Here is a 22,246-nt window from a genome sequence, read left to right as displayed (position 1 = left end):
CCAGGCATGGATCAACGACCCCGCCAAACGACGCCAAACCGAACAACAGATTTCATAGCATCACATTCGTTTCATTTGACTTGACAGGCACCGCCCCCCGGGCGCGCGTGTGACCAGCCTGCCGGCGCCGGCCCTTCCCCGAATGCCTTGTAAAGGCCGAGGGCCGGATCCGGCCGAGCGGACGCGACGGTCGCTGGCGAGGCCGGACAAGAAGACGCAGCCGGCTCCTGACCTGATCGGCCACGACGTCCACTCCAACCCCACCGCGGCGCGACGCAAGTCGGGGACAACCGGACCTGGCCAACCGTGAGGTGTTCGGTCACGCGACAACCCGGCTGCCTCACGCATGGGGAGCGCTGAAACGAGCACACATCCGCTGAATTCCGGGATGCCCAGGTCCTCGGCAACTACGCGGCTTGTGCCGGCCACATCGAAACCCGCTGCGACCAGCGCGAGCGCGGTTCCCTTCCCGATACCGGATGACGCGCCTGTCACGAGTGCGAACGACCGATTCTTCGTCGCCGCATCGGCCCGGAGCGCGGAAGACACACGCCTGGCTTTCGAGAGGGCGGCCAACGGGGTGGAGAGGGGCGCGCCGGCCCTTCGCGCCTTGGCGAACGCTTACACGCGGCTGATCTCGACGCGCCCCGAAACACTTCTGATGCAGATGCAGGGATACGCCGTCGTGACGGCCACCGGGGCGCAGGGCGACGACCTGATCGGCCGCGACGTCCGGGCGGCCTGGATGAGGATCTGGGAAACCGTGCATCTGGCGCTGGGTGCCGATGCCGACCGGACTGCACGTTTCTTTGCCTGCGGCATGCTCGGTAACACGCTCACCGCCATCGGCCTCCCCCCGGGCGCAGGAAAGTAGCCAGGAGGCCAGGTGCTTTCCGGAAGGACGAGGCGTCAGCGCACGCCTGCCGCATCCAGCAGGGTGACCACCGTGGGGGCGATGAGTCCCGTCATGGTGTCGGCTCCGATCCCGGCGCGGGCGCCGGCGCCATCGAAGACCAGGATCAGCTGCCGGGCCAGCAGATCGGGGTCGCTCGCGCCGCCACGCTCGGCCTCGGTGCGGAAGAAGGCGGTCAGTTTCGCCTTGATCCGGTGTGCCACCTGGCTCGCAGGGTGATTCTGGTCCTTGAGCTCGATCTGTACAGCCAGGTACCGGCAGCCTCGGAAGGCGGGCGCGCCCGCCTGCGACTCCAGTTGCTCGAAGACGTGCAGGATCCGCTCGCGGGGGGAGCGGCCGTCGTCCGCCGGGGGCAGGAGAGTGGCCACGAAGGGGGCAGTGCACTCCTCCAGGCTTGCTGCCAGCAGGTCGTCCTTGCTGTGGAACAGCTGGTACATGGAGCGCTTCGACACGCCCGCCGCCTTGCACAGCGCGTCGACGCCGATATTGACGCCGTCCTGGTAGGTGAGCGTGGCCGCCGCCTCCAGCAGGCGCTCTCTGGAAGTTGACTTCGCTTCGGTGGTCATGTCGTGAGGTTAACTCAAATCGGACGAATTGGAAACCGATCGGTTTTCAGTGATGCCCGGCGGCGACCGGCGCCGTCCGGGCACCGAAGTCCGCTCAGAGGCTCGGCGACGGTCCCGAGGGAGAAAGACCGTCGCCGAGCCCTGATGGTGTGCACGCCCCTCGCCCCCACGGGGGCGACACACACGGGGCCACTCCGCACAACGGCCCCGTCCTGGGAGGCGGAAGGAATGCCGCTACACCGGGGTGGCGCTCGTCTCGGGGTCCGTCTCGGCAGGGATGCGGTGCAGCCCCTTGCGGTCGTACCACCCCAGCACACCGAAGCCGAACAGCGCGGCCGCCACGAGGCCGACGGCCATCATGACCCAGCCCCGGGTCAGTCCCGCGTCGCTCTGCGCACCGTAGTAGAGGATCGAGCGGACGCCGCCGGCGATCTGCCGCAGGGGCTCGAACTCCGCGAGGATGCGGTAGAAGCCGGGCAGCGCCTGGATCGGCGTGGTGGCGTTGGCCGTTGGCACCGCCATGCCGATGAAGACCAGCGTGGCCACCAGCATGCCGGGGGTGCCGAACACCGCGAGGAGGGTGAGCGCGCCGATCCCGGAGACCGCAACGGCGCACACCGAGTACAGCCACAACAGCGGCAGGTGGGAGGCGTCCATGCCCATGACGCCGACCGCCCCGACCATGACCAGGGTGCCCATCAGCAGGGACAGGACCGCCATGAGGGTGCTGCTGATGGCGAGGGTCTGCACCCGGGTCGCCCGGATCAGCGGGCGGTGCAGGCGCAGCGGACCCAGGTCGTTGTGGGTGTAGCCGAGAGTGTGATCCACCTGACCGCTGATGACGTTGGCGGAGAGCATGCCGACGACCACGAGGGCGAGCGCGTAGTAGAACGCGGTGAGGCCCAGGCCGCTGTGCGAGTCGAGGGGATGGCCGTCCTTCACCGTGACGGCGGCCGGATCGGCGAGCAGGACGCGGGCCGCCGCGGGCAGCTTCTTCTGCGCTGGTCCGATCCGGGCGGTCAGTTCCTTGCCAATGTGGAGCGAGGCGTTCTCGGCGGCCTGCGTCGTCGCGACCCGCGCCAGACTGGAGCCCAGGCTGCCCGCGGACTGGTTCGTCAGCACCGTCAGCGCCGGGCGGACCGGGATTTCGGCGGCCTTGCCGGTCAGGGCGGCGACCGACGACGTGAAGCCGGCGGGCACGACGAGCGCACCGTACAGCTTGCCCTTGCCGAGTTCCTCCTTCACCTCCCGCTCGTCCATCACCTTCCAGTCGACCTTGTCCCCTCCCGCGGTGGACTTCTTGATCGAGCCGGTGATCTGCGCTCCCAGGTTCACCTGCTTGCCGCCGACCGTGGCTCCCTCGTCGGCGTTGACCAGGCCGACGGGCAGGTTCCTCATGTGGCCGGCCGGGTCGATGTTGGCGCCGACGTACAGCACGGCGAACAGCAGCGCGAGAACGCCGGTGATCACACCGCTGGCGATCCACAGGGGTTTCGCGCGCAGCACGCGGAAGGGGTGAATTCCATTCATGACTTACTCCGGCCTGGACAACACAGCTACATCGGGACAAGACCGGACGGCACCATCGCCGGACCGGGAACCTGCAGACTCAAAACCCTTCGGCACACGAAGGCAACCGTGGATCATGGTCTCGGCCGCCCCCCCATAGGGAAACCGATCGGTTTCCCGGTAATACTAAACCGATCGTTTTCGTTATTCAAATCGACCACCGCCGTCCCCGGGAAGGCCCCGTCCGGATCACGGGCTGGCGGCATCGAGGTGGCCACGCCGGCCCGGACCGGGCTAGTGTTCTGGTGCTCCTGACCGTCGGCTCGCGGTCGCGTCACGCGGCCACCCGCGCCGATCGCCGCCGGCCGGCGCTCTTCAGTGGCGTGGTGGATCGGTGTGTGTGAGTCGCTCAGGGGCAGCCCTGTTCCGCCGTGGCGGGCGGCGACGATCTCGGCGGCGATGGACAGGGCGGTCTCCTCGGGCGCGTGAGCGCCGAGATCGAGGCCGATGGGTGAGTGCAGGCGGGTCAGTTCGGCTTCGGTCAGGCCGATTTCGCGGAGCCTGCGGTCGCGGTCCTCGTGGGTGCGGCGGGAGCCCATCGCGCCGATGTAGGCGGCCGGCAGCCGCAGGGCCGTCTCCAGCAGAGGCACGTCGAACTTGGCGTCGTGGGTGAGGACGCACACCACCGTGCGCTCGTCGGTCCGGGTGCGGTGCAGGTAGCGGTGTGGCCAGTCGACCACGATGTCGTCGGCCTCGGGGAAGCGTGTCCGGGTGGCGAAGACGGGCCGGGCGTCGCACACCGTGACGTGGTAGCCGAGGAACTTGCCCACGCGTACCAGGGCCGCGGCGAAGTCGATGGCGCCGAAGACCAGCATGCGGGGCGGCGGGACGCTTGATTCGACGAACACCGTCAGGTCGGGATCGCAGTGGGTTCCGTCCTGCGCGATGTCGAAGGTGCCGGTGCGGCCGGCTTGCAACAGGGAGCGGGTCTCGTCGACGACGGCGCGGTCCAGGTCGGGACGTCCGCCGAGTCCGCGGTCGCAGGATCCGCCCTCACGGACCGTCAGCGCCCGTCCGAGGAGCTCTGCCGGGCCGCGGATCACGCGGGCCAGCGCCGCCGCCTCGCCCCGGGTGGCGGCCGACAGCGCCGTCTGGAATGTTTTCCGGCCGGTCGCGTCGGCGGGTATGGGCGTGACCAGGATGTCGATGACACCGCCGCAGGTCAGGCCGACGGCGAAAGCGTCCTCGTCGCTGTAGCCGAACCGCTCGCGCACCGCCTGGCCGTCCTTGAGCGCCTGGGTGCACAGGTCGTAGACCGCGCCTTCGACACAGCCGCCGGAGACCGAGCCGATGGCCGCTCCGTCGGCGTCGACGGCGAGCGCGGCGCCCGGCCCTCGCGGTGCGCTGCCGCTGACTGCCACGACGGTGGCGACGGCGAAGTCCCGCCCTTCCTCGAGCCACCGGTTCAGCTCGTCCGCGATGTCCAGCATGGGAGTTACTTTCTTGTCGTGGTGCGCAGATCGGGCCGTCGTCTCAGAGCAGCTTGTCCAGCGTGATCGGCAGGTCCCGGATCCGCTTGCCGGTCGCGTGATAGACGGCGTTCGCGATCGCGGCCACCACGCCGGTCATGCCGACCTCGCCCAGCCCGATGATTCCCAGGGGCATCGTCTTGTCCGGTTCGTCGAGCCAGGCGACGTCGATCGGGGGGATGTCGGCGTGCACCGGCACGTAGTAGGAGTCGAGCCCGGCGCTCATGGTGCGCCCGTTGCGGGGATCGACCAGACTCTGCTCCGACAGCGCCATGCCGATGCCCATGACCACGGCCCCGCGGAGCTGGCTCGCCGCGGTCTTGGGGTTGATGACGCGGCCGACGTCGAACATGCCGAGCCAGCGTGAGATCCGCAGTTCGCCGGTGTCGGTGTTCACCCGCACCTCACAGAACTGCGCGCCGCGGGCGGCCTTGGACCAGCGCTGGTCCTTCAGGAAGTTGGAGAGGAAGCGGCCCTGACTGCCCAGCGCGCCCAACCGGGTGGCCGACCCGACCGAGGCCTCGATGAACGGTCGCCGCGCCGCGCGCAGGGCGGCCGCCGGTTCCTGACCGGTCGTGCCCGTACGCCGGGCCAGGGCACTCACCTTCCGGGTCAGCTCGGCGCATGCGGCGAGGACGCTGGTGGCCACCGTCGCCGTCTGGTTCGAGTTGCCGGCCATCGGTCCGGACGGCAGGGCCGAATCGCCGTACTCGACCCGGACCTTCTCGTACGCAATGCCGAGCGCGTCCGCGGCGATCTGTGCCTGTACGGTCGCGGCGCCCATGCCCATCTCGTGGAAACCGCACTGCACGAGCGCACTGCCGTCGTCGCTCAGCCGTACCTTGACGTCGGCGACCAGGCGCACGACCGGGTGGTAGGCGGTGGCCGTGCCCATCCCGACGAGCCACTCGCCGTCCCGCATGGAGCGAGGTTCGGGGGTGCGGTCCGCCCAGCCGAAGCGTTCGGCGCCGGTCTCGAAGGCTTCTCGCTGCATCCGCTGGGAGAACTTCTTGCCACCCGTCGGATCCGTTGCGGGCTCGTTGCGCAGCCGCAGGGCGATCGGGTCCATGGACAGCTCGTAGGCGAGTTCGTCCATCGCCGATTCCAGCACGAAGCTGCCGATCGCCTCGCCGGGGGCGCGCAGCCAGGTGTTGGGCATCAGATCCATGGCAACGAGGTTCTGGCGGGTCAGCATGTTCTGGGCGCCGTAGAGGTGCCGGGCCGGCGAGCTGGTCGCCTCGAGCAGGCCCCCGACTGAGCCGGTGCGGGTGATGCTGTCCTGGATCAGCGAGGTGAGCCGCCCGTCGCGAGTCGCACCGAGCGCGATCCGGTTGGTCGAGGCGGTACGCCCACCGGTGGCGCGGCTGACGGCCCTGCGGCTCAGCGCCAGGCGCACGGGCCGCCCGACAGCCTTGGCCGCCATCGCCGCGATGACCGTGCCGGGCCAGACGGCGAACTTCGCGCCGAAGGCGCCCCCCACGAACTCGGCATGGACGCGGACGTGGGACGCCGGCACACCGAACCGCCAGGCCAGGTAGCGGCCGGTCTGGTTGATGGCCTGGGCGGTGTCGTGCACGGTGAGGTGGTCACCGTCCCAGACGGCGACCGTCGCGTGCGGTTCGATCGCGTTGTGCTGCAGGCCGGGTGTGGTGTAGCGCAGGTCGACCGAAACTTCCGCAGCGGCCAGCGCCGCCTCGGCGTCACCCTTCTTCGTCTGGCCGGCGAAGGTGAGGTCGCCCTTCGCCGGGGTGGCGTTTTTCTGCTCGGCGGCGAAATCCACCCGTGCGGGCAGCAGGTCGTAGGTCACTTCGACGAGCGTGGCGGCCTCGTTCGCCGCGGCCGAGGTCTCCGCTACCACGACGGCGATCGGCTGACCGTCCCAGAAGACCTGATCGGTGTTGAGGTAGTCGAGGCTGGTCCCCGACACGCTCGGTCCCAGGTCCCGCACGATGTTGGGTTTGCGTACCGGGCGGATCCTCGGTGCGTTGAGGTGGGTGAGGACGGCCACGACGCCGGGCACCGCGGCCGCCGCGGCCGTGTGGATGCCGCTGATCGTGCCACGGGCGACGGTGGCATGTACCAGCGTCGCGTACGTGAGGTTCGGGTAGTGGTGCTCTGCGGAGAAGCGCACCGCCCCGGTCACCTTCGCGTGGCCGTCCCTGCGGTCGACCGACTGGCCGACCGCGCCCCCGAGGGGCACGGAAACGTCCGCGCCGGGCTCGGAGCCTGTTCTGGTGTGTGCGGTCACGATGCGCTCCGCTCAGCGTTGAGTTTCCGCAGCACGGCCACGACCGTCCGCTGGGCCAGGTCGGTCTTGAAGGCGTTGTCGGGCAGGGGCAGGGCGGGGGCGAGTTCGGCGGCGGCGGCCCTGGCGAAGCTCTCGTCGGTGGCTTCGGCGCCGAGCAGCAGCTCTTCCGCGATGTGTGCCCGCCACGGCTTGGTCGCGACGCCGCCGAGTGCGAGGCGGACCTCGACGATGCGGTCTTCGTCGGCGACCTTGAGTGCGGCGGCGACGGAGACCAGGGCGAAGGCGTACGACGCGCGGTCGCGGACCTTGCGGTAGCGCGAGTGCACCGCCACCGGCACCGGCGGCAACTCGACGGCCGTGATCAGCTCGTCGGCGGCCAGCACCGTCTCGATGTGGGGGGTGTCGCCGGGCAGCCGGTGGAACTCGGCGACCGGGATACGCCGTAGGCCGCGCACGCTCTCCACCTCGACGACCGCATCGAGCATCACCAGCGCCACCGCCATGTCCGAGGGATGCGTCGCGACGCAGTGCTCGCTCGCCCCCAGCACCGCACTGCCGCGGGAGAACCCGCCGATCGCGTCACAGCCGCTGCCGGGCACACGTTTGTTGCACGCCGACGCCTCGTCGTAGAAGTACATGCAGCGGGTGCGCTGCAGCAGGTTGCCTCCCACCGTCGCCATGTTCCGCAACTGGGCGGAGGCCCCCAGCAGGATCGCCTGCGCCAGCACCGGATAGCGGGTCCTGATGAGGGGGTCCGCCGCGAGCCGGCTGTTGCTCACCAGTGCGCCGACGCGGATGGTGCCGTCCGGCAGTTCCTCGATCCCTGTCAGCGGCAGGCGGGTGATGTCCACGACCGTCGCCGGGTGCTCGATGCCCTCACGCATGAGGTCGACGAGGTTCGTCCCGCCCGCGAGGAACTTCACGTCACCACTGTCCGCGATCGTGCGCAGCGCCGTGCCCACGTCCGGTGCGCTGAGGTAGGAGAACGACTTCACTTCGCGACCTCCTTGATCGCCGAGACGATGCCGTTGTAGGCGCCGCAGCGGCACAGGTTGCCGCTCATCCGCTCCCGGATCTCCGTCTCGTCCAGCTCCCCACCGGTGTCGGCGAGATGCTCGGTCGCGGCACTGGGCGCGCCTTCCTTGTGCTCGGCGAGCATCCCGATCGCCGAGCAGATCTGCCCGGGCGTGCAGTAGCCGCACTGGAATCCGTCCGTACGGACGAACGCCGCCTGCAACGGGTGGTCGACCCCTTCGATGGTCGTGATCTCACGGCCCTGGTACTGCACCGCCAGCGCGAGGCACGCGTTGATCCGCCGACCGTCGGCCAGCACCGTACAGGCGCCGCACGCGCCCTGATCGCATCCCTTCTTGGTGCCGGTCAGGCCCAGGTACTCGCGCAATGCGTCGAGCAGGCTCACCTGCGGCGAGACGTCCAGCCTCTGGGCGGACCCGTTGATCCGCAGCTCGATCTCCACCGTGTCATTCCTCCGGTTCGCCCGTGGGCTCGTTCTCATGGGGGGCCATCAGGCACATAGGCCAGGACCAGAGGGACTCCGCTCCGCGGACTTGAGAAGCCGCCGGCCGGGAACCGAATCATGAGAGTAGGTCCATGATCTAAAACACCAACGTAGCAGTTCGACCAATTACTCGCATCACTATTGTCGCAACTTTACATTTCCACGCAACAGCAATGATGCAAATCGGCACAAACCCGCAGGCCAGGCGTATGGTCTTCGATGCATCACGAATCAACAACGGGAGTGGATAAGTCATGGGCCGACCCCTGCGGGCCGATGTCGCGCGCACTATGCGCGCGATCCTGGAGGCGGCCGAGCAGGTGCTGGCCGAAGACCCCGGCGCCTCCATGGAGCAGATCGCCGAGCAGGCGGGCGTGGCCAGGACGACGGTGCACCGGCGGTTCGCCAACCGCCAGGCCCTCATCGAAGCCCTCGCCGCCTCGGCGAAGCGGCAGCTCATGGAGGCCGTAGAGGACGCCCACATGGACACCGCCCCACCGCTCGTGGCACTGCACCGCGTCACGGCGAACATCCTGCGGATCAAGAGCGTCTGGCGATTCACCCTCGGCCACCCCCTCGCCGACACCCCCCTCACCGCGGTGATCTGGTCCGAGATCAACGCCGGCGCCCTCGAGTTTTTCGCCCGGGCCCAGCACGAAGGGCTGCTCGCCCCGGACACGGACCTCATGTGGGCGCGGCGGGTCTACTACGCCCTCGTCGACGAGGCCCAGCACGGAGGCGGCGCGGATCTCGACCCGGACCAGGTCCGGCAGAACGCGGACGCACTGGCCACGCTCGTCGTCGACACGTTTCTGCGCGGCACGGGACCCCACGGCTGAACCGTCGGGTCTGCGGCCCCCGTCTCGTCTCGTCTTGCCCTCCGCCGCCGACCGGACGATCGTGGACAGTGCCCCGGCACCAGGCAGAAGGGGTGCGCCTCGAGCATGAGGTGCGTGTTGGGCGCGAGGACGGCGACGGGGCGGCCGTTCGCGAGCGCGGCCAGGACGCCGGCGAGCCGCCGGCACCGGTCGTGGAACTCGGCGTAGGTGAAGCGCCGGTGTCCGTCGATCACGGCCGTGCGCTCGGGAAACACCGCGGCCGACCGGTCCAGGAAGGAGACGGGACTCAGCGGCTCGAATGACAGGGCAGGTACCAAGGCTTGCTCCGTTACGCAGCGGGGGTCGTTGGACCGCCCGCGGCCGGTGCCGGACCGCAGGGTCCGGCGCGCCCACCGCGGACGCAGCAGTGGGCACCCGCGGAGCGAACCTCTCCCCGCTACATACCCACGTACACCGGGTAATCGATCTCGGTACCGGACATCAGGTCGAAGGCACGCTTGACCAGTTCGTCCGATCCGACGGCCACCCGCACATCGCCCGACCGAACCGCGTCGGCCACCTGGGTGCCGCCGAAAATCAGCTTGAGGAAGGTCCGCGTACGACAGTGGATCTCAAGGTCGGGGCGAACGGGTGCCGGGCCGCTCCTCGTCCACATCCGGCCGTCGGCGATCTCGACATGGAACGTCTCCCTGCCCACGTGCAGCTCGTAGATCTCCTTGAGACCTGCGAGCTTGTCCGGCGTGACAAGGCTCGAAACGCTCAGGGCGATGAGGTCCACGCGGGTCGTCGCCGGGTCGATCTCCGGAGACGGGGGAAGCCCCAGCCCCCACCGGCCGAGCGCGATGAGCGGCTCACGAAGCTGCTCGCCCCTCTCGGTGAGCTCGTACACCGCCACCCCGGCGGGCGGCGGAAGCGTGCTCCGGCGAACGACGTCGGCGGCCTCCAGACTGCGAAGACGCGCGGTCAGACGGTTCGGCCCGAGAGCCGGGAGCGTGTCGGCGAGATCCTTGAACCGCTTGGGCCCGAGCAGCAGCTCGCGCACGATCAGAAAGGTCCACCGTTCGCCGAGGATGTCCATGGAACGGGCGAGCGGACACATCTGGCCGTATGTTCTTGCGGTCGTCATGTCTCTACTGTACGGCTCGATAACTCCTCACTATATGGCTTGTACACCCCCCCATGTGCCCGAGACGTCCGGGCCCGTGCGCGGCGTCGTCGGGGTCCGGGGCGCCGGACTCATCCCCGCAGGCCCACCGCGTCGGCGAAGGCTTCGAGCTCACGGCGGATGTCGCCGGCGGGCTGGTACGTGAGCTCGGTGACCCCCTGCGCCGCCAGCTCCTTCACCCTGGCGAGGACGTCTCCGGCCGTACCGGTGAGGGTGTGCCCGACCAGCGTGTTACCCCCGGCGTTCCAGGCGGCGGTATCGGCGTCATTCAGTCGTAGCAGGTGTCCGTGGTGCACCGCGAAGTGGCGTTCGGCCTCCGGTGTCTCCAGCACGACGGCCAGCCATTCCGGCCCGCCGGGCAGCGCCTTGACCGCTTCCTCACCGCCGAGTTCGTAGGAGATGTGGAACAGCTGCGCCAGTGCCGGGCCCGCCGCCGTGCGCAGTCGCTCACTGCTGAGGTCCTCGCCGTCGCCGAGCACGGACCCGGCGGTGCCATAAATGACATTCCCGAACTTCTTGGTCACCTCTTCGGAGACACCGTCGATTCCCACGACGAAGACGCCGTCCCCGAGTGACTCGGCGATCGCCGTGCCCTTCGGGCCGATCGCCGCGATGTAGACCGGGATGGTGTCCGACGCGCCCCGCGGGTGTTCGGGGGTGTGCAGCATGCGCATCGGGCTGCCCTCCCACTCGACCGTCTCGCCCCTGAGGAGCGCGCGGAAGGCCGTGACATAGCGGGTCATGTACGCCCACGAGACGGGCTGTTGCCCCATCGCCCGGCGGCCCGTGTACCCGGTACCGAACGCGACCGCGACCCGCCCGGGGGCCAGGCGCTCGAGAGCCGCGGCCCCGCTGGCGTTGACCATCGGGTGGCGCAGCGCCGGTACGAGGACGCCCGGTCCGAGCCCGATGCGGTGGGTGCGCTGGGCGGCCAGGGCCAGCGTCATCCACACGTCGGGGCTCTGCTGCGGTGTGTCGTACAGCCACGCACGCCGGAAGCCGAGTTCCTCGGCGATCCGGATGTGCTCCGGCGTGTCCAACGTGGTCGCGAACGACGCCGATATGTCCAGGCCCGCCGGACTGCGGCCCTGGGTGGTGGATGACGAGGAGGAGGTGGTGGTCATGGCTGCTGCCCCAACGTGTTCGGGAGGCCTGTGGGGGGAACGTTGGCCAGCCGCAGCTGTCCGCGGGCGATGAGCTTGCCGTTGTCGACGCTGGTGACGCTCACCTGCCACAGCTGTTGGCTGCGCCCCTGCTGGATCGCTTCGGCCAGCACCTGAACCGTCCCGGTGGTGATCGGCCGGAGGAAGTCCGTGCTGTTGGCCACCCCTACGGCGACCTGGCCGAGATCGGCTATCGCGGCGGACGCACCGACGGTGGCGGCGGACTCCACTGCGGTGGTGTAGACCCCGCCGTGCACCACTCCCCACGGGGTGTGGTGCTCAGGGCCCAGCTGTATCTCCCCCCGCACCCGCGTGCCCGTGACCTCGGTGAAGGTCAGGCCGGCGGCCTCGACGAACGCGCTGCGGAACACGTCGAAGCCTGAGCGGGGGGCTTCGTCGGGGCCGGCTGATGTGTCGGTCCTGGGCTGTGTCACTGGAGGCCCCTACTCGTTCGCCTGGTCGGGGTCGCCCTCGGGCACCACGGGCATGGGAACACCGAGGAGGCCGTGCGCGCCGTACCAGACGGGGCCGATGTTGAGCCGGTCGGGACAGCGGGCGGTGATCTCGTCGAAGAACTGCTGCGGGGTGGGCTTCTCGGCGAGCAGTCGCTGCGCGTCGCGCAGGTACTGGCGGGTCTCGTCGATGATGGTCGGCTCGTCGGGCAGGTCACGGTTCTTGTGGCCGGCCACGACAAAGCGGGGGTTGAGGGAGTCGAGGACGTCGAGGGCGGCCAGCCACGACTCGAATCCGCCGCCCGGGGTCTCCAGCAGCATCTGGTGCACGCCGTTGTAGACGACGTCGCCTCCGACGATCAGGCCGATCGAGGGGACGTGCAGGACGGTGGTGTCGTCGGTGTCGGTGTGACCGACCTCGACCGCCTCGATCCGGTGCCCTTCCAGCTCGAACCCGTCCGCGGGGACGGTCCGGTAGACGAGCGGGGTGTCCGGAATCAGGCCCGGGAAGTCCGCGTCCCAGAACTGCGCGCGCCCTTCGACGTTGCGGCGCATGATCTTGATGGTGCCCTCGGTGGCGTACGGGATGGCGTCGGGGAAGCGTTCCAGCAGCTCGCCGGTGCCGAACCAGTGGTCGCCGTGGCCGTGGGTGGCGTAGATGTAGGCCAGGCGCCTGCCGGAGCGCTCCACCCAGTCACCGACCGCCTGCGTCTGCTCACGGGTGAACGGCGGGTCCACCAGCACCGCATCCCGCTCCCCGACGATCAGCGTCGAAGCCAGCGGAGACGACACGATCCGGCCACCGCCCGGCAACCGCTCGGCGCGGGCGCGCGGCACCCCGTCACAGACGTACACGTCGTAAGTCAGCTCAGCCATGCGTGGTGTTCCTTTCGTTGCCGCGCGGTGATGTGCCGTACGAGGGCGGTCATGCGCGGGAGTTGGAGCAGTGGGCGCTATCCCAGCGGTGCGAGGAATTCCTTGATCAGGTTCGCTACCTTGGTGGGCTCCTCGCAGGGAGCGAGGTGGGCGACGCGCGGCAGCACCTCGAGTCGGGCGCCGACGATGCGTTCGGCCAGATCGTCGGAATGGGGGGCCCGCGGCAGCGCCTTGTCCTCGGCGCCGACGATCACCAGGGTGGGGACGGTGATCCGGTGCAGGGCATCGACCACGTCGGTGCGGTCGCCCAGAACCGACCGCGCGGCACGGGCCAGCCCCGCGCTGTCGAGGCTGTTGGCCGTTGCGGCGAGTTTGGGGGCGAACCCGGTGTCGTGACGGCGGGAGTGGTCGCTGAGCATCCCGGCCACGACCAGCCGGCCCAGGCCACCCGGAACACCGACCCGGATGAGCAGGGAGAGCATGCGGACCCTGAGGCGTTCGCGCAGGCCCACCCCTCGGGCGCTGGTGTTGGAAAGGACCAGAGCGGTCACACGGCGCGGCGCGGCGAGCGCGACCCGCAGCGCCACGAAGCCGCCCCACGACAGCCCGAAGAAGACCGCCCGGTCGACGGCCGCGTCGTCGAGCACCCGAAGCGCGGCCTCACCGCACTCCTCCATGGTGAACCGCCGCGCGGCCGGCGCGCTGCCGCCGGTACCCGGGGGGTCGACCAGCAACGTCCGCCACCCCAGAGCGTGCAGGCCGTCGAGCTGTGCGCCCCAGCTGGTGTCGCCGTCGCTGAACAGGCTCGGCCACAGCAGTGCCACGGGGCCGACGGCGGGGCCGACGTCCTGCACGTGGAGCGGGCCCAGGGTGGTGGGCACGGTGAGCGTGTGCGGTGTTCTCACAGGTGCTGTTTCCACCAGTCGAGGGCGGCCCGGCTGCCGGGCTCGTAGCCGTCGAAGTAGATGCCGTAGTGGTCGATGCCGGGGATGACCTGGTAGTCGACGACGCCGCCGGGAGTGTTCTTGATGATTTCCGCCGCGCGGGCCCCGTTGTCGGCGATGGGGTACATCTCCTCGTCGCCGGCGTCGATGATCAGGGCGGGGATCCGCAGCCGGTCGGCCTGCGCGAGAGGGTTGAAGTGCGCCAGCTTCGCCAGGTGCGGGGTTCCCTCCATGTTCGGCCACGGATCGACGCCCTGGGGAATCGGGTCCGTGTCGCCGCGGGCGGTGTCGATCGCGCGCGTGCGGGCGAGCTGTGCGACGGGGCCGCTCAGGGGAGCGATGGCGGCCACCTGCACGGCCAGCGCCTTCACCCGGGGGTCGTTGGCGGCCTGGTGCACGGCGATGCCTCCGCCGAGGCTGGTGCCCCACAGTCCGATGCGGGCGGGATCGACGCCCGGCTCGCCTTCGACGTAGTCCAGGGCCGCGCGCAGGTTCGCCGCCCAGGCGAACGGATCCACCAGGTCGCGGATGAACCGCACGTGGGCGCGCGCCTCGTTGCCGTCGTCGAGGTCGGGGGCGTCGTCGATCAGTTGCAGCGGGGATCCCGAGTCGAACCAGCTGCCCTGAGTGAAGGTCAGGGTGATCATGCCGGCAGAGGTGAACAGTGCCGCGTAGCGTTCCGCGGTGAGTTTGCTGCCACCCCAGCCGTGACACAGCACGACGGCGGGGACGGCGGCGTCGGGGGCGAGGTCCGTCGGCCGGTACACATCCGCGTCGAGCGCGATGCCGTCGCTCCACACCGTGACCTTCTGCCGGCCGACGCCCTCGGGCATGACCAGCGGCGGATAGACCTTCTCAGCCACGGTTCGCCTCTTCCAGGACCGGTCCGACGGGCCAGATGTCGGCGAGCCTGTCCTTGTCCGTGGCCGCCGAGTGGACGCCGACCACACGCCAGCCCTTGTCGGACTTGGCCACGCTGAACTGCACCGCCCAACGCTCGATCTCGCTCTCGTCGGCACGGCGCCGTGACCAGATCACCTCGATCGCGGCACCGACGGTGTTGTAGACGAACACCCGCCGGTCGGGCACCACGGTGTGGCTGTATCCCGCCTCCCGCAGAGGCGCCTGATTCATCTCCAGGAAGGCGAGCACGCTCGCGTCATCAAGGCACCAGAACGACTGGCCCAGGGCCGTGACGTGCAACGGGGTGCCCCAGTAGTCGAGGACGAACTCGGGCCCCTCGTCGGACGTGCCCGCGGCCACGGCGACCCACCGCGGCAGGTAGTCCTGGAAGAACCATTCCGTCACTTCGGCACGAGTGGCCGCGGTTGCGTTGTCAGACATGTTGGCGGATCCCTTTCGGAAAGGAAGGCCTTCAGCAGCCGGTCAGTTCGCGAATCAGAACGGGAAGACCCGACAAGCGCGCCGTTGAGCGCGGGCGAGGGCGCGTGCCCCGGCTCGGGTGGGCTTGCATGAGCTGCGCGGCGGGCCCGGAACGGGATCTTCGGCGTCAGCGACCTGCCTGCCGACTCGAGGTGGAAGGCCGTGTACGGGTGGCGAGGGCAGGCACACCGTGGACCGGCCTGGTGATCGACCGGGCAGACCGGCTCCTCGACGGCCGCCGGCCGGCGCGGAGACCAGCATGCGGCTCACGAGCACGTGCCGGACTGGTGCCGCGCACGGCACTGGCCATCCCGGGACGCGATCTACGGTGTGACTCCTTCGTCATGGCCAGGAACGGTAGCAGCGACTATAAGGAATGTATAGCGATTCCAGTCGTCATGGTTCATGCACCCAGGAATGCGGCCGACAGGGGAGGCCGTCAGCCACGCCAAGCAGGCCCTGAACCCGAACGAACGCCGCACGGCGGCAACCGGCACCACGACCTTGTGGCCGAGCTCATTTAGTAACGGCGAGATGCGGCACGCATCTTCGCGACCAACCGACCGCTCAGCCGCGGCCTGCGCCCGAGCTCGCAGGCTTCCTCGCCGCCGCCTCGGCCCGAGCCGTGACCACCCCCACCCCGCCCACGTTCATCGCCGGGATCACGCCGCCCGGCGACACTCCGTTCCCCGACCCACAGCCGTAAATCGAAGGAACCAAGGTCGGCCAGGTGACCCGAGCCGAGACGTGCGCGTGGGACGCGTCGGCGCGGCCCTCCCGGCGAAGGTGTGTCCCGCCCGAACGGACATCAGGAAGCTCGCCCTACACAACTCGACGTGGGCTATGCAGGATTCCGCGTCAGCCCTCCGACTTCATGCCCGCGAGGCGGAGGGCGAAGTCGCCGTACTGCCAGACGATGGTGTCCTCGGTGAGTTCGCCATCCTCGCGGTACCAAGCGGCGACCCCCATGCCGAGGTCGAGGACGGCATAGGAGACCAGCCGGGGGGAGGTGACCGTGAAGCACCCCTCCTTGACGCCCGCGTCGACGATCGCGCGGAAGCCGGCTTCGTACTCCGCACGCAGGGCGAGCACGCGGCTGCGATGCGGCTCGACCCGGCGCCAGCTGGAGCACCCCGCCGCGCCTTCGGCCGAGTTCGTGCAGGGCGTGCTGGATCGGCTCCGAGAGGTCCTCGGACGTGTCCCCCGTGATGCCGAGGTCCGCTGCCGCGACGAGTGTGCCCGGAGGCCGGATCGCACCGCGCCCCCTTCGGTGTCCGGCGAAGCGCCAGTCGCCGATCAGCGGGTGCCGCGAGGGGGCCGCGGCCCACGCGTCGATCTCTTTGCGGAGTTCCTCGGGGAGCTCCGGGGTGGTGTCGGACGTACTCATGTCAGCGACCCGCCTTGGTCTTGGGAAGGATGACGGGCCGGCAGGGCGGCGGCGCGCGTCACCGCTCCCGCTCCGTTCCCGACGGCTTGCGGCCGTCGAGGCGCTTCCAGCGCGCCCGGAGGACGTGGGCGGCCGACTTGGGGCGCCGGTCGCGGGTGAACACGCCCTTGCGGTTGCCGTCGACGCGGTGGATGCCGTTCGAGGTCTGGAAGTCGGCGAAGTTCCACACGTGTTCGCCGACGACGGCCTCGACGCCGTCGAAGGCTCGGTGGTTCGCCTCCAGGTAGGCGACCTGGTACTCCTCGGTCCACGGCGTGTCCCACACCGAGTGCACGCCCGGCATCGCGTCGGCGCCGTACTCGCTCATGATGATCGGCTTTCCGAACTTCTCTACCCAGCCCCGGAGTTCACCGGCCATGTGGCGCTCGGCAGCGGCCAGGTCGCCGGTCGCCACGTACCAGCCGTAGTAGCGGTTGAGGCACATCACGTCGAAGAGGTCGGCGATGCGGTCGTTCTTGTAGGTCGCGAACATCACGGCCGCGTAGCAGACCGGCCGGGTGGGGTCGAGCTTGCGGGTGAGCTCCACCAAAGGCTCGAAGTACTCCCGCGCGCCTTCCTCGTTGGAGGACGGTTCGTTGGCAAGGCACCACATCACGACGCTGGGGTGGTTCTTGTCACGGGCGACGAGTTCGCGGATCGCCTGGGCGTGGGCGGCGCGGGTGTCGTCGTTGAAGGTGTCGGCCGAGAAGGTCGGCTGATGCGTGCGGCCGACGAGCCCTCCGGCTACGGCGAGGTTGAGGCCGACGGCCGCCGTCTCGTCGATGACGACGATGCCATGCCGGTCGGCGAAGTCCAGCACCTCCTCCGCGTACGGGTAGTGCGAGGTGCGGAAGGAGTTGGCGCCCGTCCACTCCATGAGCTGGAAGTCGTGGACGAGGTAGGCGTCGTCGTGACCCTTGCCGCGTACCGGGGTGTCCTCGTGCCGGCCGAAGCCGGTGAAGTAGAACGGCTCGCCGTTGACGAGGAACTGGGTGCCGCGGACCTCGACGGTACGGACGCCGAATGCCTGGGTGTAGGTGTCCGTCACCTCGTGGTCCTGCACCGCCTCGGCGACGAGGTCGTAGAGGTGGGCCGCCCCGGGGCGCCACAGCGTCACCTCGTCGATCCGCAGACAGCCGCTCGCCCCCTCGGACGCGGCCACCTCGCGGCCCGTGGCGTCCAGAACGCGGACGCGCACCGTGGCCGGCGCGTTGGTGACGACGTCGTACTCGACCGTCCCGGTGGTGCCCTCGGCACCGGTCACGACCGTGATGTCCTCGATGTGGACGGCCGGGCGGCTGTACAGCCACACCGAGCGGGCGAGGCCGGCGTAGTTGTAGAAGTCGTGGAGATAGGTCTGCCTGCGGCGACCGTCCTGGGTCACGGTGATCGTGCCCGGGGGGATGGTGACGTTCGTCAGTTCGTTGCTGACGCCGACGGTGAGGCGGAACTCCTCTCCGGCGCGCACGTGTTCGGTGATGTCCGCTTCGAACGGCGTGTAGCCGCCATGGTGTTCGGCGACGAGGACGTCGTCGACGTACACCTCACCGTGGTGGGTGGCCGCATCCAGGCGCAGCACGACCCGTTCGTCGGTCCAGCCGCGCGGCACTCGCACCGTCCGCTGGTACCAGACCCGGCCCACGTGGTCGCGGATCGCGCTTTCGGTGAAGAGGTCGTTGTAGCTGGCGGGTACGGCTGCTTCGAGCCGGGTGTCGAGGACGGCGGTCCACGGCTGCTCGTCCGCCGCCCCGCCGGCGGCGAACCGCCACAGGCCGTCGAGGTTGACCAGCTCGCGGGTGGCGGTGGATCGGGGCTTCAGCATCGGCGTGTTCTCCGGTTGTCGAAGGGGCGGCGGTCAGCCGAGGTGGGGGCGCAGCACCTCGACCCAGGCGCGGTAGCCGGCGCCGGTGAGGTGCAGTTCGTCGAGGGTGAACTCGGGGCGCAGCGCACCGTCCGGACCCGCGAGCGCCGACCACAGATCGACGTAGGTCGCTCCGGCCCGGTCGGCGATGCGGGCGTAGTGCCTGTTCAGAGCCCGGACGTTGGTGGCGTAGACCTGTGCCCGGGGCATGACGCTGTTGAGGTAGAGCGGCGCCTGGGGGACGGTGGTACGGATCCGGGCGACGAGGCGCTCCATCCGGGCGGCGATGTCGTCGACCCCGGTGGGCTCGACGAGGTCCCTCAGGTCGTTCGCGCCGATCAGCAGGTTGATCTTCAGCGGTTGGTTGAGCGCGCTGTCGAGACGGGCCGCGACGTCGTCGACGGTGTCGCCGCCGACTCCCCTGTTGCGGGTCGGCAGCTCTGGGAACCACTCGTCCCACCGGCCCCCTTCGGTGATGCTGCTGCCGAGGAACACCACCCGGTGCGGCGGTGCCCCGAGCAGGTCGAACTGCGAAACGCGCATCCGCTGGTTCTGTCGCTGGATCTGCTGTCCGAACCGGCTCAGCACGGTCCACAGCACGGGCCGCAGGGCCTCCGCCTCCGCCCGCTCCAGGTCGCTCGCCTCGTCGTCGGCGGCGGACAGCCCGGCCACGCGCAGCAGGGTGTTCCTCAGGTCGTCGGTGTCACTGCCCAGGGGTGGCATGGGTGATCGTCTCCTCTGCGGAAGGGGGGTGAAGAGTCCGCTCGCCTCGCTCGCACGAACCGAGGTACGGGTCAGTCGCGGGGGTGTGACGCGCGGATGGTCAGGGATGCGGAGGCGCACCCCGGGGCGGCGACGGTGACGTCGATCTCGCCCGGTCCGGTGGGCCGTACGACGGGCGGGGGTGCGACGCGCGGATGGTCAGGGATGCGGAGGCGCACCCCGGGGCGGCGACGGTGACGTCGATCTCGCCCGGTCCGGTGGGCCGTACGACGGCCAGCGCCCGGCCGTCGTAGGTAGTGTGCGTGCGGCCGGTGAAGGACTCCTCCGTGACCGGACGGGCGCTGCCCAGGCCCTGGAGGACACCGGGGCCGGTGATCTCGACGGTGACGGGCCGGTCGTGGCGGTGGTGCGGGTTGCCGTCGGCGTCGGTGAGGGCGATGTCGACGAAGGCCAGGCCGGTGTCGTCGGCGCGGACGGCGGACCGGTCGGCCGTGACGGACAGCTGTACGGGACCGGAGGCGGAGACCAGGGTGGTTCGGCCCTGTTCGCGGCTGCCGGTGTAGGCGACGGCGACCAGTTCGCCGGGCCGGAAGACGGTGTCGAACTCGGCGCGGTAGCGGTGGTCCAAGCCCGCGGGCAGCCGTGCGAGGGCGAAGCCGTCGAGGAGGAGTTCGACCTCGTCGGCGTCGCTGTAGACGTCGACGCGGACCGGGGCGCCCTCCGCGCCGTCCCAGCTCCAGGAGGAGACCACGTCCGGCCAGGACCAGGGGCCGGCGACGATCTTCCGGCCATGATTCTCGGGCCGGTGCACTGCGATGTACGGCGTGGACCGCAGCCCGTAGACGATCTCTTGGTAGTAGGAGGGGGCGCGGCGGTGGCCGGTGATGTCGATGTCGCCGGTGCGGGCTGTCAGCCACGGGTACGATCCCGCGATGCCCTGGCCCTGCCCGACGTCCTCGTCGGCGTAGCCCACCCTGCCGATGCCCGCCTCGCCGAGGTAGTCCCAGCCTGCCCAGGTGAAGTCGCCGATCACCTGCGGGTTGTCGAGCACCAGCCGCCACAGCCGGTCGATGCGGGTGGGGTGGGTCTCGGAGCCGACGACGATGCGGTTCGGGAACAGCTTGCGGTCGTGTTCGTAGCGGGATTCGAGGTAGTTCAGGCCCGCCGCGTCGAGCACCGACAGGATCTGGGCGGTCTGCTCGGTGACCAGGTCGGAGGTGGCGAGTTCGTCGAGGACCTGGCCCATGGTCGCCATCATCGCGTTGACGCCCATGGTCTCGCCCGTCGCGCCCACCCTGCTGCGGGCGATGGCGAGGGCCTCGTCCATGACGCCGAAGGTGGCGTTGGTCGCGTTGGTGACGTACCGGGTGTCGTCCGGGGAGCGGAGCTTCTCGGCGATCCGGCGGCCCCAGACGGCGCCGTGCGGGGTGGCGGGCTCCGGGATCTCGTTGCCGATGGAGTACAGGACGACGCTGGGGTGGTTGAAGGCCTTGGCCACCATCGCCTCGACGTCGTGCTCCCACCACTGCGAGAAGGCCAGCGCGTGGTCGAAGTCAGACTTCACGGCGGTCCAGGCGTCGAAGAGCTCGTCGAGGACGAGCATGCCCAGCCGGTCGCAGGCGTCCAGCATGGCCCGGCTGACCGGGTTGTGGGCGCTGCGGATCGCGTTGAACCCGGCCTCCTTGAGGATCTCCACCCGGCGTTCCTCGGCGCGGGCGACGGCGGCGGCGCCGAGGACGCCGTTGTCGTGGTGGACGCAGGCGCCGCGCGGTTTGACGGTCCGCCCGTTGATCCGCAGGCCGTGTTCGGGGTCGAGCCGCAGGGTGCGGACGCCGAAGGTGACGCGCTCCTCGTCCAGGCCGGGCAGGACGACCGTGGCGGTGTACAGGGCGGGCGATTCCACGTCCCACAGCGCAGGATCGGCGACGTGGAGGCGCCGGCGTACGGTCGCCGGTTCGCCGGGCAGAACGGTGAGGACGGCCGTGTCGGTGGCGACCAGGGTCCCGGAACCGTCGTGGATCTCGGTACGGACGTCCACCGTGGCCGTGGCGAGGCCCTCGTTCACCACCACTGTGGCCACCTCGACGACCGCGTGCCCGGTGTCCACCTCCGGGGTGGTGACCCGCACCCCGTCCAGGGCGATGTGGACGAGCTCGCCCACGACGAGGTTGACGTCCCGGTGCAGCCCGGCGCCCGGGCACCAGCGGGAGTCCTGATGGGTGCGGCACTCCACCCGCACCTCGTTGTCGGCGCCGTACCGCAGGAAGTCGTCGGCCCGGACGGCGAACACCGAGTACCCCGAGGGGTACTGGCCGGCGAAGCTGCCGTTGAGGTAGACCAGCGACTCGTGGAGCGCATCGCTCGCCGAGACTGCTCGCCGACGTGATGCGTCAGCGCATGCCGGCCGCATCGAGCAGGGTGGTCACCGTGGGAGCGATCAGCCCTGTAGGCGTGTCGGCTTTGATTCCCGCGCGGGCGCTGGCGCCGTCGAAGACCAGGATCAACTGTCGGGCCAGCAGATCCGGGTCGCGCGCGCCTCCCCGTTCGGCCTCGGCACGGAAGAAACCTGTCAGGTCCTCCTTGACCTGGCGGGCCACCCGACTCGCAGGGTGGCCCTGGTCTTTGAGCTCGATCTGCACAACCAGGTACCGACAGCCCATGAAGTCGGGCGCAGCCGCATGTGATGCCAACTGGTCGAAGACGTGCAGGATCCGCTGGCGGGGTGAACGGTTGTCGTCCGCCGGAGGCAGGAGCGTCGCCACGTAGCCGGAGGCGCGTTCCTCCAGGCTTGCCGCCAGCAGTTCGTCCTTGCTCTCGAAAAGCTGGTACATGGAGCGCTTCGACACCCCGGCCGCCTTGCACAGCGCGTCGACGCCGATGCCGACACCGTCTCGGTAGGTGAGCATGGCCGCTGCCTCCAGCAGCCGCTCTCGGGGACTTGACTTCGCCTCGGTGGTCATATTGCGAGGTTAACTCGAATCCGGCCAACTGAAAACCGATCGGTTTACGGCGTTTGTCGGGGAGTGATCTTCGACGCCGCCCACGCTCGTGGTGCATCCCCAGCGAGGCCGACCGTGGCCGCCATGACCAGCACACCCGCGAGCCTCGGAAATTCAGACCACACTGCGGG

The 22,246-nt window shown here is 69.8% G+C and carries 19 protein-coding genes and 2 pseudogenes; 2 read left to right on the top strand and 19 right to left on the bottom strand.

Features of this window, described 5'->3' with window-relative positions; genetic code table 11:
* Positions 1-610: 610 nt before the first annotated feature.
* Complete coding sequence (locus ABZ656_RS29805; RefSeq protein ID WP_180362692.1) at positions 611-874, top strand: hypothetical protein; 264 nt, start codon at positions 611-613, stop codon at positions 872-874.
* A gap of 35 nt (positions 875-909) precedes the next feature.
* Here ABZ656_RS29805 and ABZ656_RS29800 read toward each other — a convergent pair whose 3' ends face one another.
* From ABZ656_RS29800 to ABZ656_RS29775, 6 genes and pseudogenes are all read right to left on the bottom strand, one after another.
* Positions 910-1,479 (bottom strand): TetR/AcrR family transcriptional regulator, encoded by a 570-nt coding sequence (locus ABZ656_RS29800; RefSeq protein WP_101407290.1) that lies wholly within the window; start codon positions 1,477-1,479, stop codon positions 910-912.
* 234 nt (positions 1,480-1,713) lie between these two features.
* Positions 1,714-3,009, bottom strand: coding sequence for an SNG1 family protein (locus tag ABZ656_RS29795; protein ID WP_101407291.1), 1,296 nt, complete (start codon positions 3,007-3,009; stop codon positions 1,714-1,716).
* 356 nt (positions 3,010-3,365) lie between these two features.
* Positions 3,366-4,478, bottom strand: a pseudogene (locus tag ABZ656_RS29790) (XdhC family protein); the annotation flags it as partial.
* Positions 4,479-4,521: 43 nt separating this feature from the next.
* Positions 4,522-6,765 (bottom strand): xanthine dehydrogenase family protein molybdopterin-binding subunit, encoded by a 2,244-nt coding sequence (locus ABZ656_RS29785; protein WP_360271643.1) that lies wholly within the window; start codon positions 6,763-6,765, stop codon positions 4,522-4,524.
* Positions 6,762-7,760, bottom strand: coding sequence for a xanthine dehydrogenase family protein subunit M (locus ABZ656_RS29780; RefSeq protein ID WP_360271640.1), 999 nt, complete (start codon positions 7,758-7,760; stop codon positions 6,762-6,764). The genes ABZ656_RS29785 and ABZ656_RS29780 overlap by 4 nt, the downstream gene beginning before the upstream one ends.
* Complete coding sequence (locus tag ABZ656_RS29775) at positions 7,757-8,242, bottom strand: 2Fe-2S iron-sulfur cluster-binding protein (protein ID WP_360271637.1); 486 nt, start codon at positions 8,240-8,242, stop codon at positions 7,757-7,759. Before ABZ656_RS29775 ends, ABZ656_RS29780 begins: the two co-directional genes overlap by 4 nt.
* A 296-nt stretch (positions 8,243-8,538) precedes the next feature.
* Between ABZ656_RS29775 and ABZ656_RS29770 the strand changes: the two genes are divergently transcribed.
* On the top strand, positions 8,539-9,123 hold the full coding sequence (locus tag ABZ656_RS29770) for a TetR/AcrR family transcriptional regulator (protein WP_101407295.1): 585 nt from the start codon (positions 8,539-8,541) through the stop codon (positions 9,121-9,123).
* A 107-nt stretch (positions 9,124-9,230) separates the two neighbouring features.
* Here the strand turns inward: ABZ656_RS29770 and ABZ656_RS29765 are convergent.
* From ABZ656_RS29765 to ABZ656_RS29705, 13 genes and pseudogenes are all read right to left on the bottom strand, one after another.
* Positions 9,231-9,440 (bottom strand): annotated as a pseudogene (locus ABZ656_RS29765) (AMP-binding protein); the annotation flags it as partial.
* 119 nt (positions 9,441-9,559) lie between these two features.
* Complete coding sequence (locus ABZ656_RS29760) at positions 9,560-10,249, bottom strand: transcriptional regulator (protein ID WP_101407296.1); 690 nt, start codon at positions 10,247-10,249, stop codon at positions 9,560-9,562.
* A gap of 110 nt (positions 10,250-10,359) precedes the next feature.
* Positions 10,360-11,412 carry an LLM class flavin-dependent oxidoreductase gene (locus ABZ656_RS29755; RefSeq protein ID WP_360271633.1) on the bottom strand — a complete coding sequence of 351 codons (1,053 nt, stop codon included), beginning with the start codon at positions 11,410-11,412 and terminating at the stop codon, positions 10,360-10,362.
* Positions 11,409-11,885, bottom strand: coding sequence for a PaaI family thioesterase (locus ABZ656_RS29750; RefSeq protein WP_360271630.1), 477 nt, complete (start codon positions 11,883-11,885; stop codon positions 11,409-11,411). Before ABZ656_RS29750 ends, ABZ656_RS29755 begins: the two co-directional genes overlap by 4 nt.
* Positions 11,886-11,894: 9 nt before the next feature.
* Entirely contained in the window at positions 11,895-12,779 is an 885-nt protein-coding gene (locus tag ABZ656_RS29745) for an MBL fold metallo-hydrolase (protein WP_360271627.1), read from the bottom strand.
* Between the two features lie 77 nt (positions 12,780-12,856).
* The gene (locus tag ABZ656_RS29740) at positions 12,857-13,684 is read right to left on the bottom strand and encodes an alpha/beta hydrolase (protein ID WP_360271624.1); all 828 of its coding nucleotides are present in this window, start codon (positions 13,682-13,684) and stop codon (positions 12,857-12,859) included.
* Positions 13,681-14,586, bottom strand: a complete 906-nt coding sequence (locus ABZ656_RS29735) for a dienelactone hydrolase family protein (RefSeq protein ID WP_360271621.1) — start codon at positions 14,584-14,586, stop codon at positions 13,681-13,683. The genes ABZ656_RS29740 and ABZ656_RS29735 overlap by 4 nt, the downstream gene beginning before the upstream one ends.
* The gene (locus ABZ656_RS29730) at positions 14,579-15,067 is read right to left on the bottom strand and encodes a hypothetical protein (RefSeq protein ID WP_101407300.1); all 489 of its coding nucleotides are present in this window, start codon (positions 15,065-15,067) and stop codon (positions 14,579-14,581) included. Before ABZ656_RS29730 ends, ABZ656_RS29735 begins: the two co-directional genes overlap by 8 nt.
* Before the next feature lie 897 nt (positions 15,068-15,964).
* Positions 15,965-16,363, bottom strand: coding sequence for a hypothetical protein (locus ABZ656_RS29725; protein WP_360271618.1), 399 nt, complete (start codon positions 16,361-16,363; stop codon positions 15,965-15,967).
* A 188-nt stretch (positions 16,364-16,551) separates the two neighbouring features.
* Positions 16,552-18,354, bottom strand: a complete 1,803-nt coding sequence (uidA, locus tag ABZ656_RS29720; RefSeq protein WP_360271615.1) for a beta-glucuronidase — start codon at positions 18,352-18,354, stop codon at positions 16,552-16,554.
* A 33-nt stretch (positions 18,355-18,387) separates the two neighbouring features.
* Positions 18,388-19,116, bottom strand: a complete 729-nt coding sequence (locus ABZ656_RS29715) for a GDSL-type esterase/lipase family protein (protein WP_360271612.1) — start codon at positions 19,114-19,116, stop codon at positions 18,388-18,390.
* Positions 19,117-19,216: 100 nt separating this feature from the next.
* Positions 19,217-21,526, bottom strand: coding sequence for a glycoside hydrolase family 2 TIM barrel-domain containing protein (locus ABZ656_RS29710; protein ID WP_360271609.1), 2,310 nt, complete (start codon positions 21,524-21,526; stop codon positions 19,217-19,219).
* Entirely contained in the window at positions 21,507-22,076 is a 570-nt protein-coding gene (locus tag ABZ656_RS29705; RefSeq protein ID WP_101407304.1) for a TetR/AcrR family transcriptional regulator, read from the bottom strand. The genes ABZ656_RS29710 and ABZ656_RS29705 overlap by 20 nt, the downstream gene beginning before the upstream one ends.
* Positions 22,077-22,246: the final 170 nt, after the last annotated feature.

It is taken from the genome of Streptomyces sp. NPDC007095 (genome assembly GCF_040634475.1).
GTDB lineage: Bacteria > Actinomycetota > Actinomycetes > Streptomycetales > Streptomycetaceae > Streptomyces.
This window is presented reverse-complemented; position numbering and strand designations above follow the sequence as displayed.

What these genes read in the sequence shown, in the direction of transcription:
- ABZ656_RS29800 (WP_101407290.1), bottom strand. Translation starts at nt 1,479, where the DNA reads ATGACCACCGAAGCGAAGTCAACTTCCAGAGAGCGCCTGCTGGAGGCG.
- ABZ656_RS29795 (WP_101407291.1), bottom strand. Translation starts at nt 3,009, where the DNA reads ATGAATGGAATTCACCCCTTCCGCGTGCTGCGCGCGAAACCCCTGTGG.
- ABZ656_RS29770 (WP_101407295.1), top strand. Translation starts at nt 8,539, where the DNA reads ATGGGCCGACCCCTGCGGGCCGATGTCGCGCGCACTATGCGCGCGATC.
- ABZ656_RS29760 (WP_101407296.1), bottom strand. Translation starts at nt 10,249, where the DNA reads ATGACGACCGCAAGAACATACGGCCAGATGTGTCCGCTCGCCCGTTCC.
- ABZ656_RS29755 (WP_360271633.1), bottom strand. Translation starts at nt 11,412, where the DNA reads ATGACCACCACCTCCTCCTCGTCATCCACCACCCAGGGCCGCAGTCCG.
- ABZ656_RS29745 (WP_360271627.1), bottom strand. Translation starts at nt 12,779, where the DNA reads ATGGCTGAGCTGACTTACGACGTGTACGTCTGTGACGGGGTGCCGCGC.
- ABZ656_RS29730 (WP_101407300.1), bottom strand. Translation starts at nt 15,067, where the DNA reads ATGTCTGACAACGCAACCGCGGCCACTCGTGCCGAAGTGACGGAATGG.
- uidA (WP_360271615.1), bottom strand. Translation starts at nt 18,354, where the DNA reads ATGCTGAAGCCCCGATCCACCGCCACCCGCGAGCTGGTCAACCTCGAC.
- ABZ656_RS29715 (WP_360271612.1), bottom strand. Translation starts at nt 19,116, where the DNA reads ATGCCACCCCTGGGCAGTGACACCGACGACCTGAGGAACACCCTGCTG.
- ABZ656_RS29710 (WP_360271609.1), bottom strand. Translation starts at nt 21,526, where the DNA reads ATGCGGCCGGCATGCGCTGACGCATCACGTCGGCGAGCAGTCTCGGCG.
- ABZ656_RS29705 (WP_101407304.1), bottom strand. Translation starts at nt 22,076, where the DNA reads ATGACCACCGAGGCGAAGTCAAGTCCCCGAGAGCGGCTGCTGGAGGCA.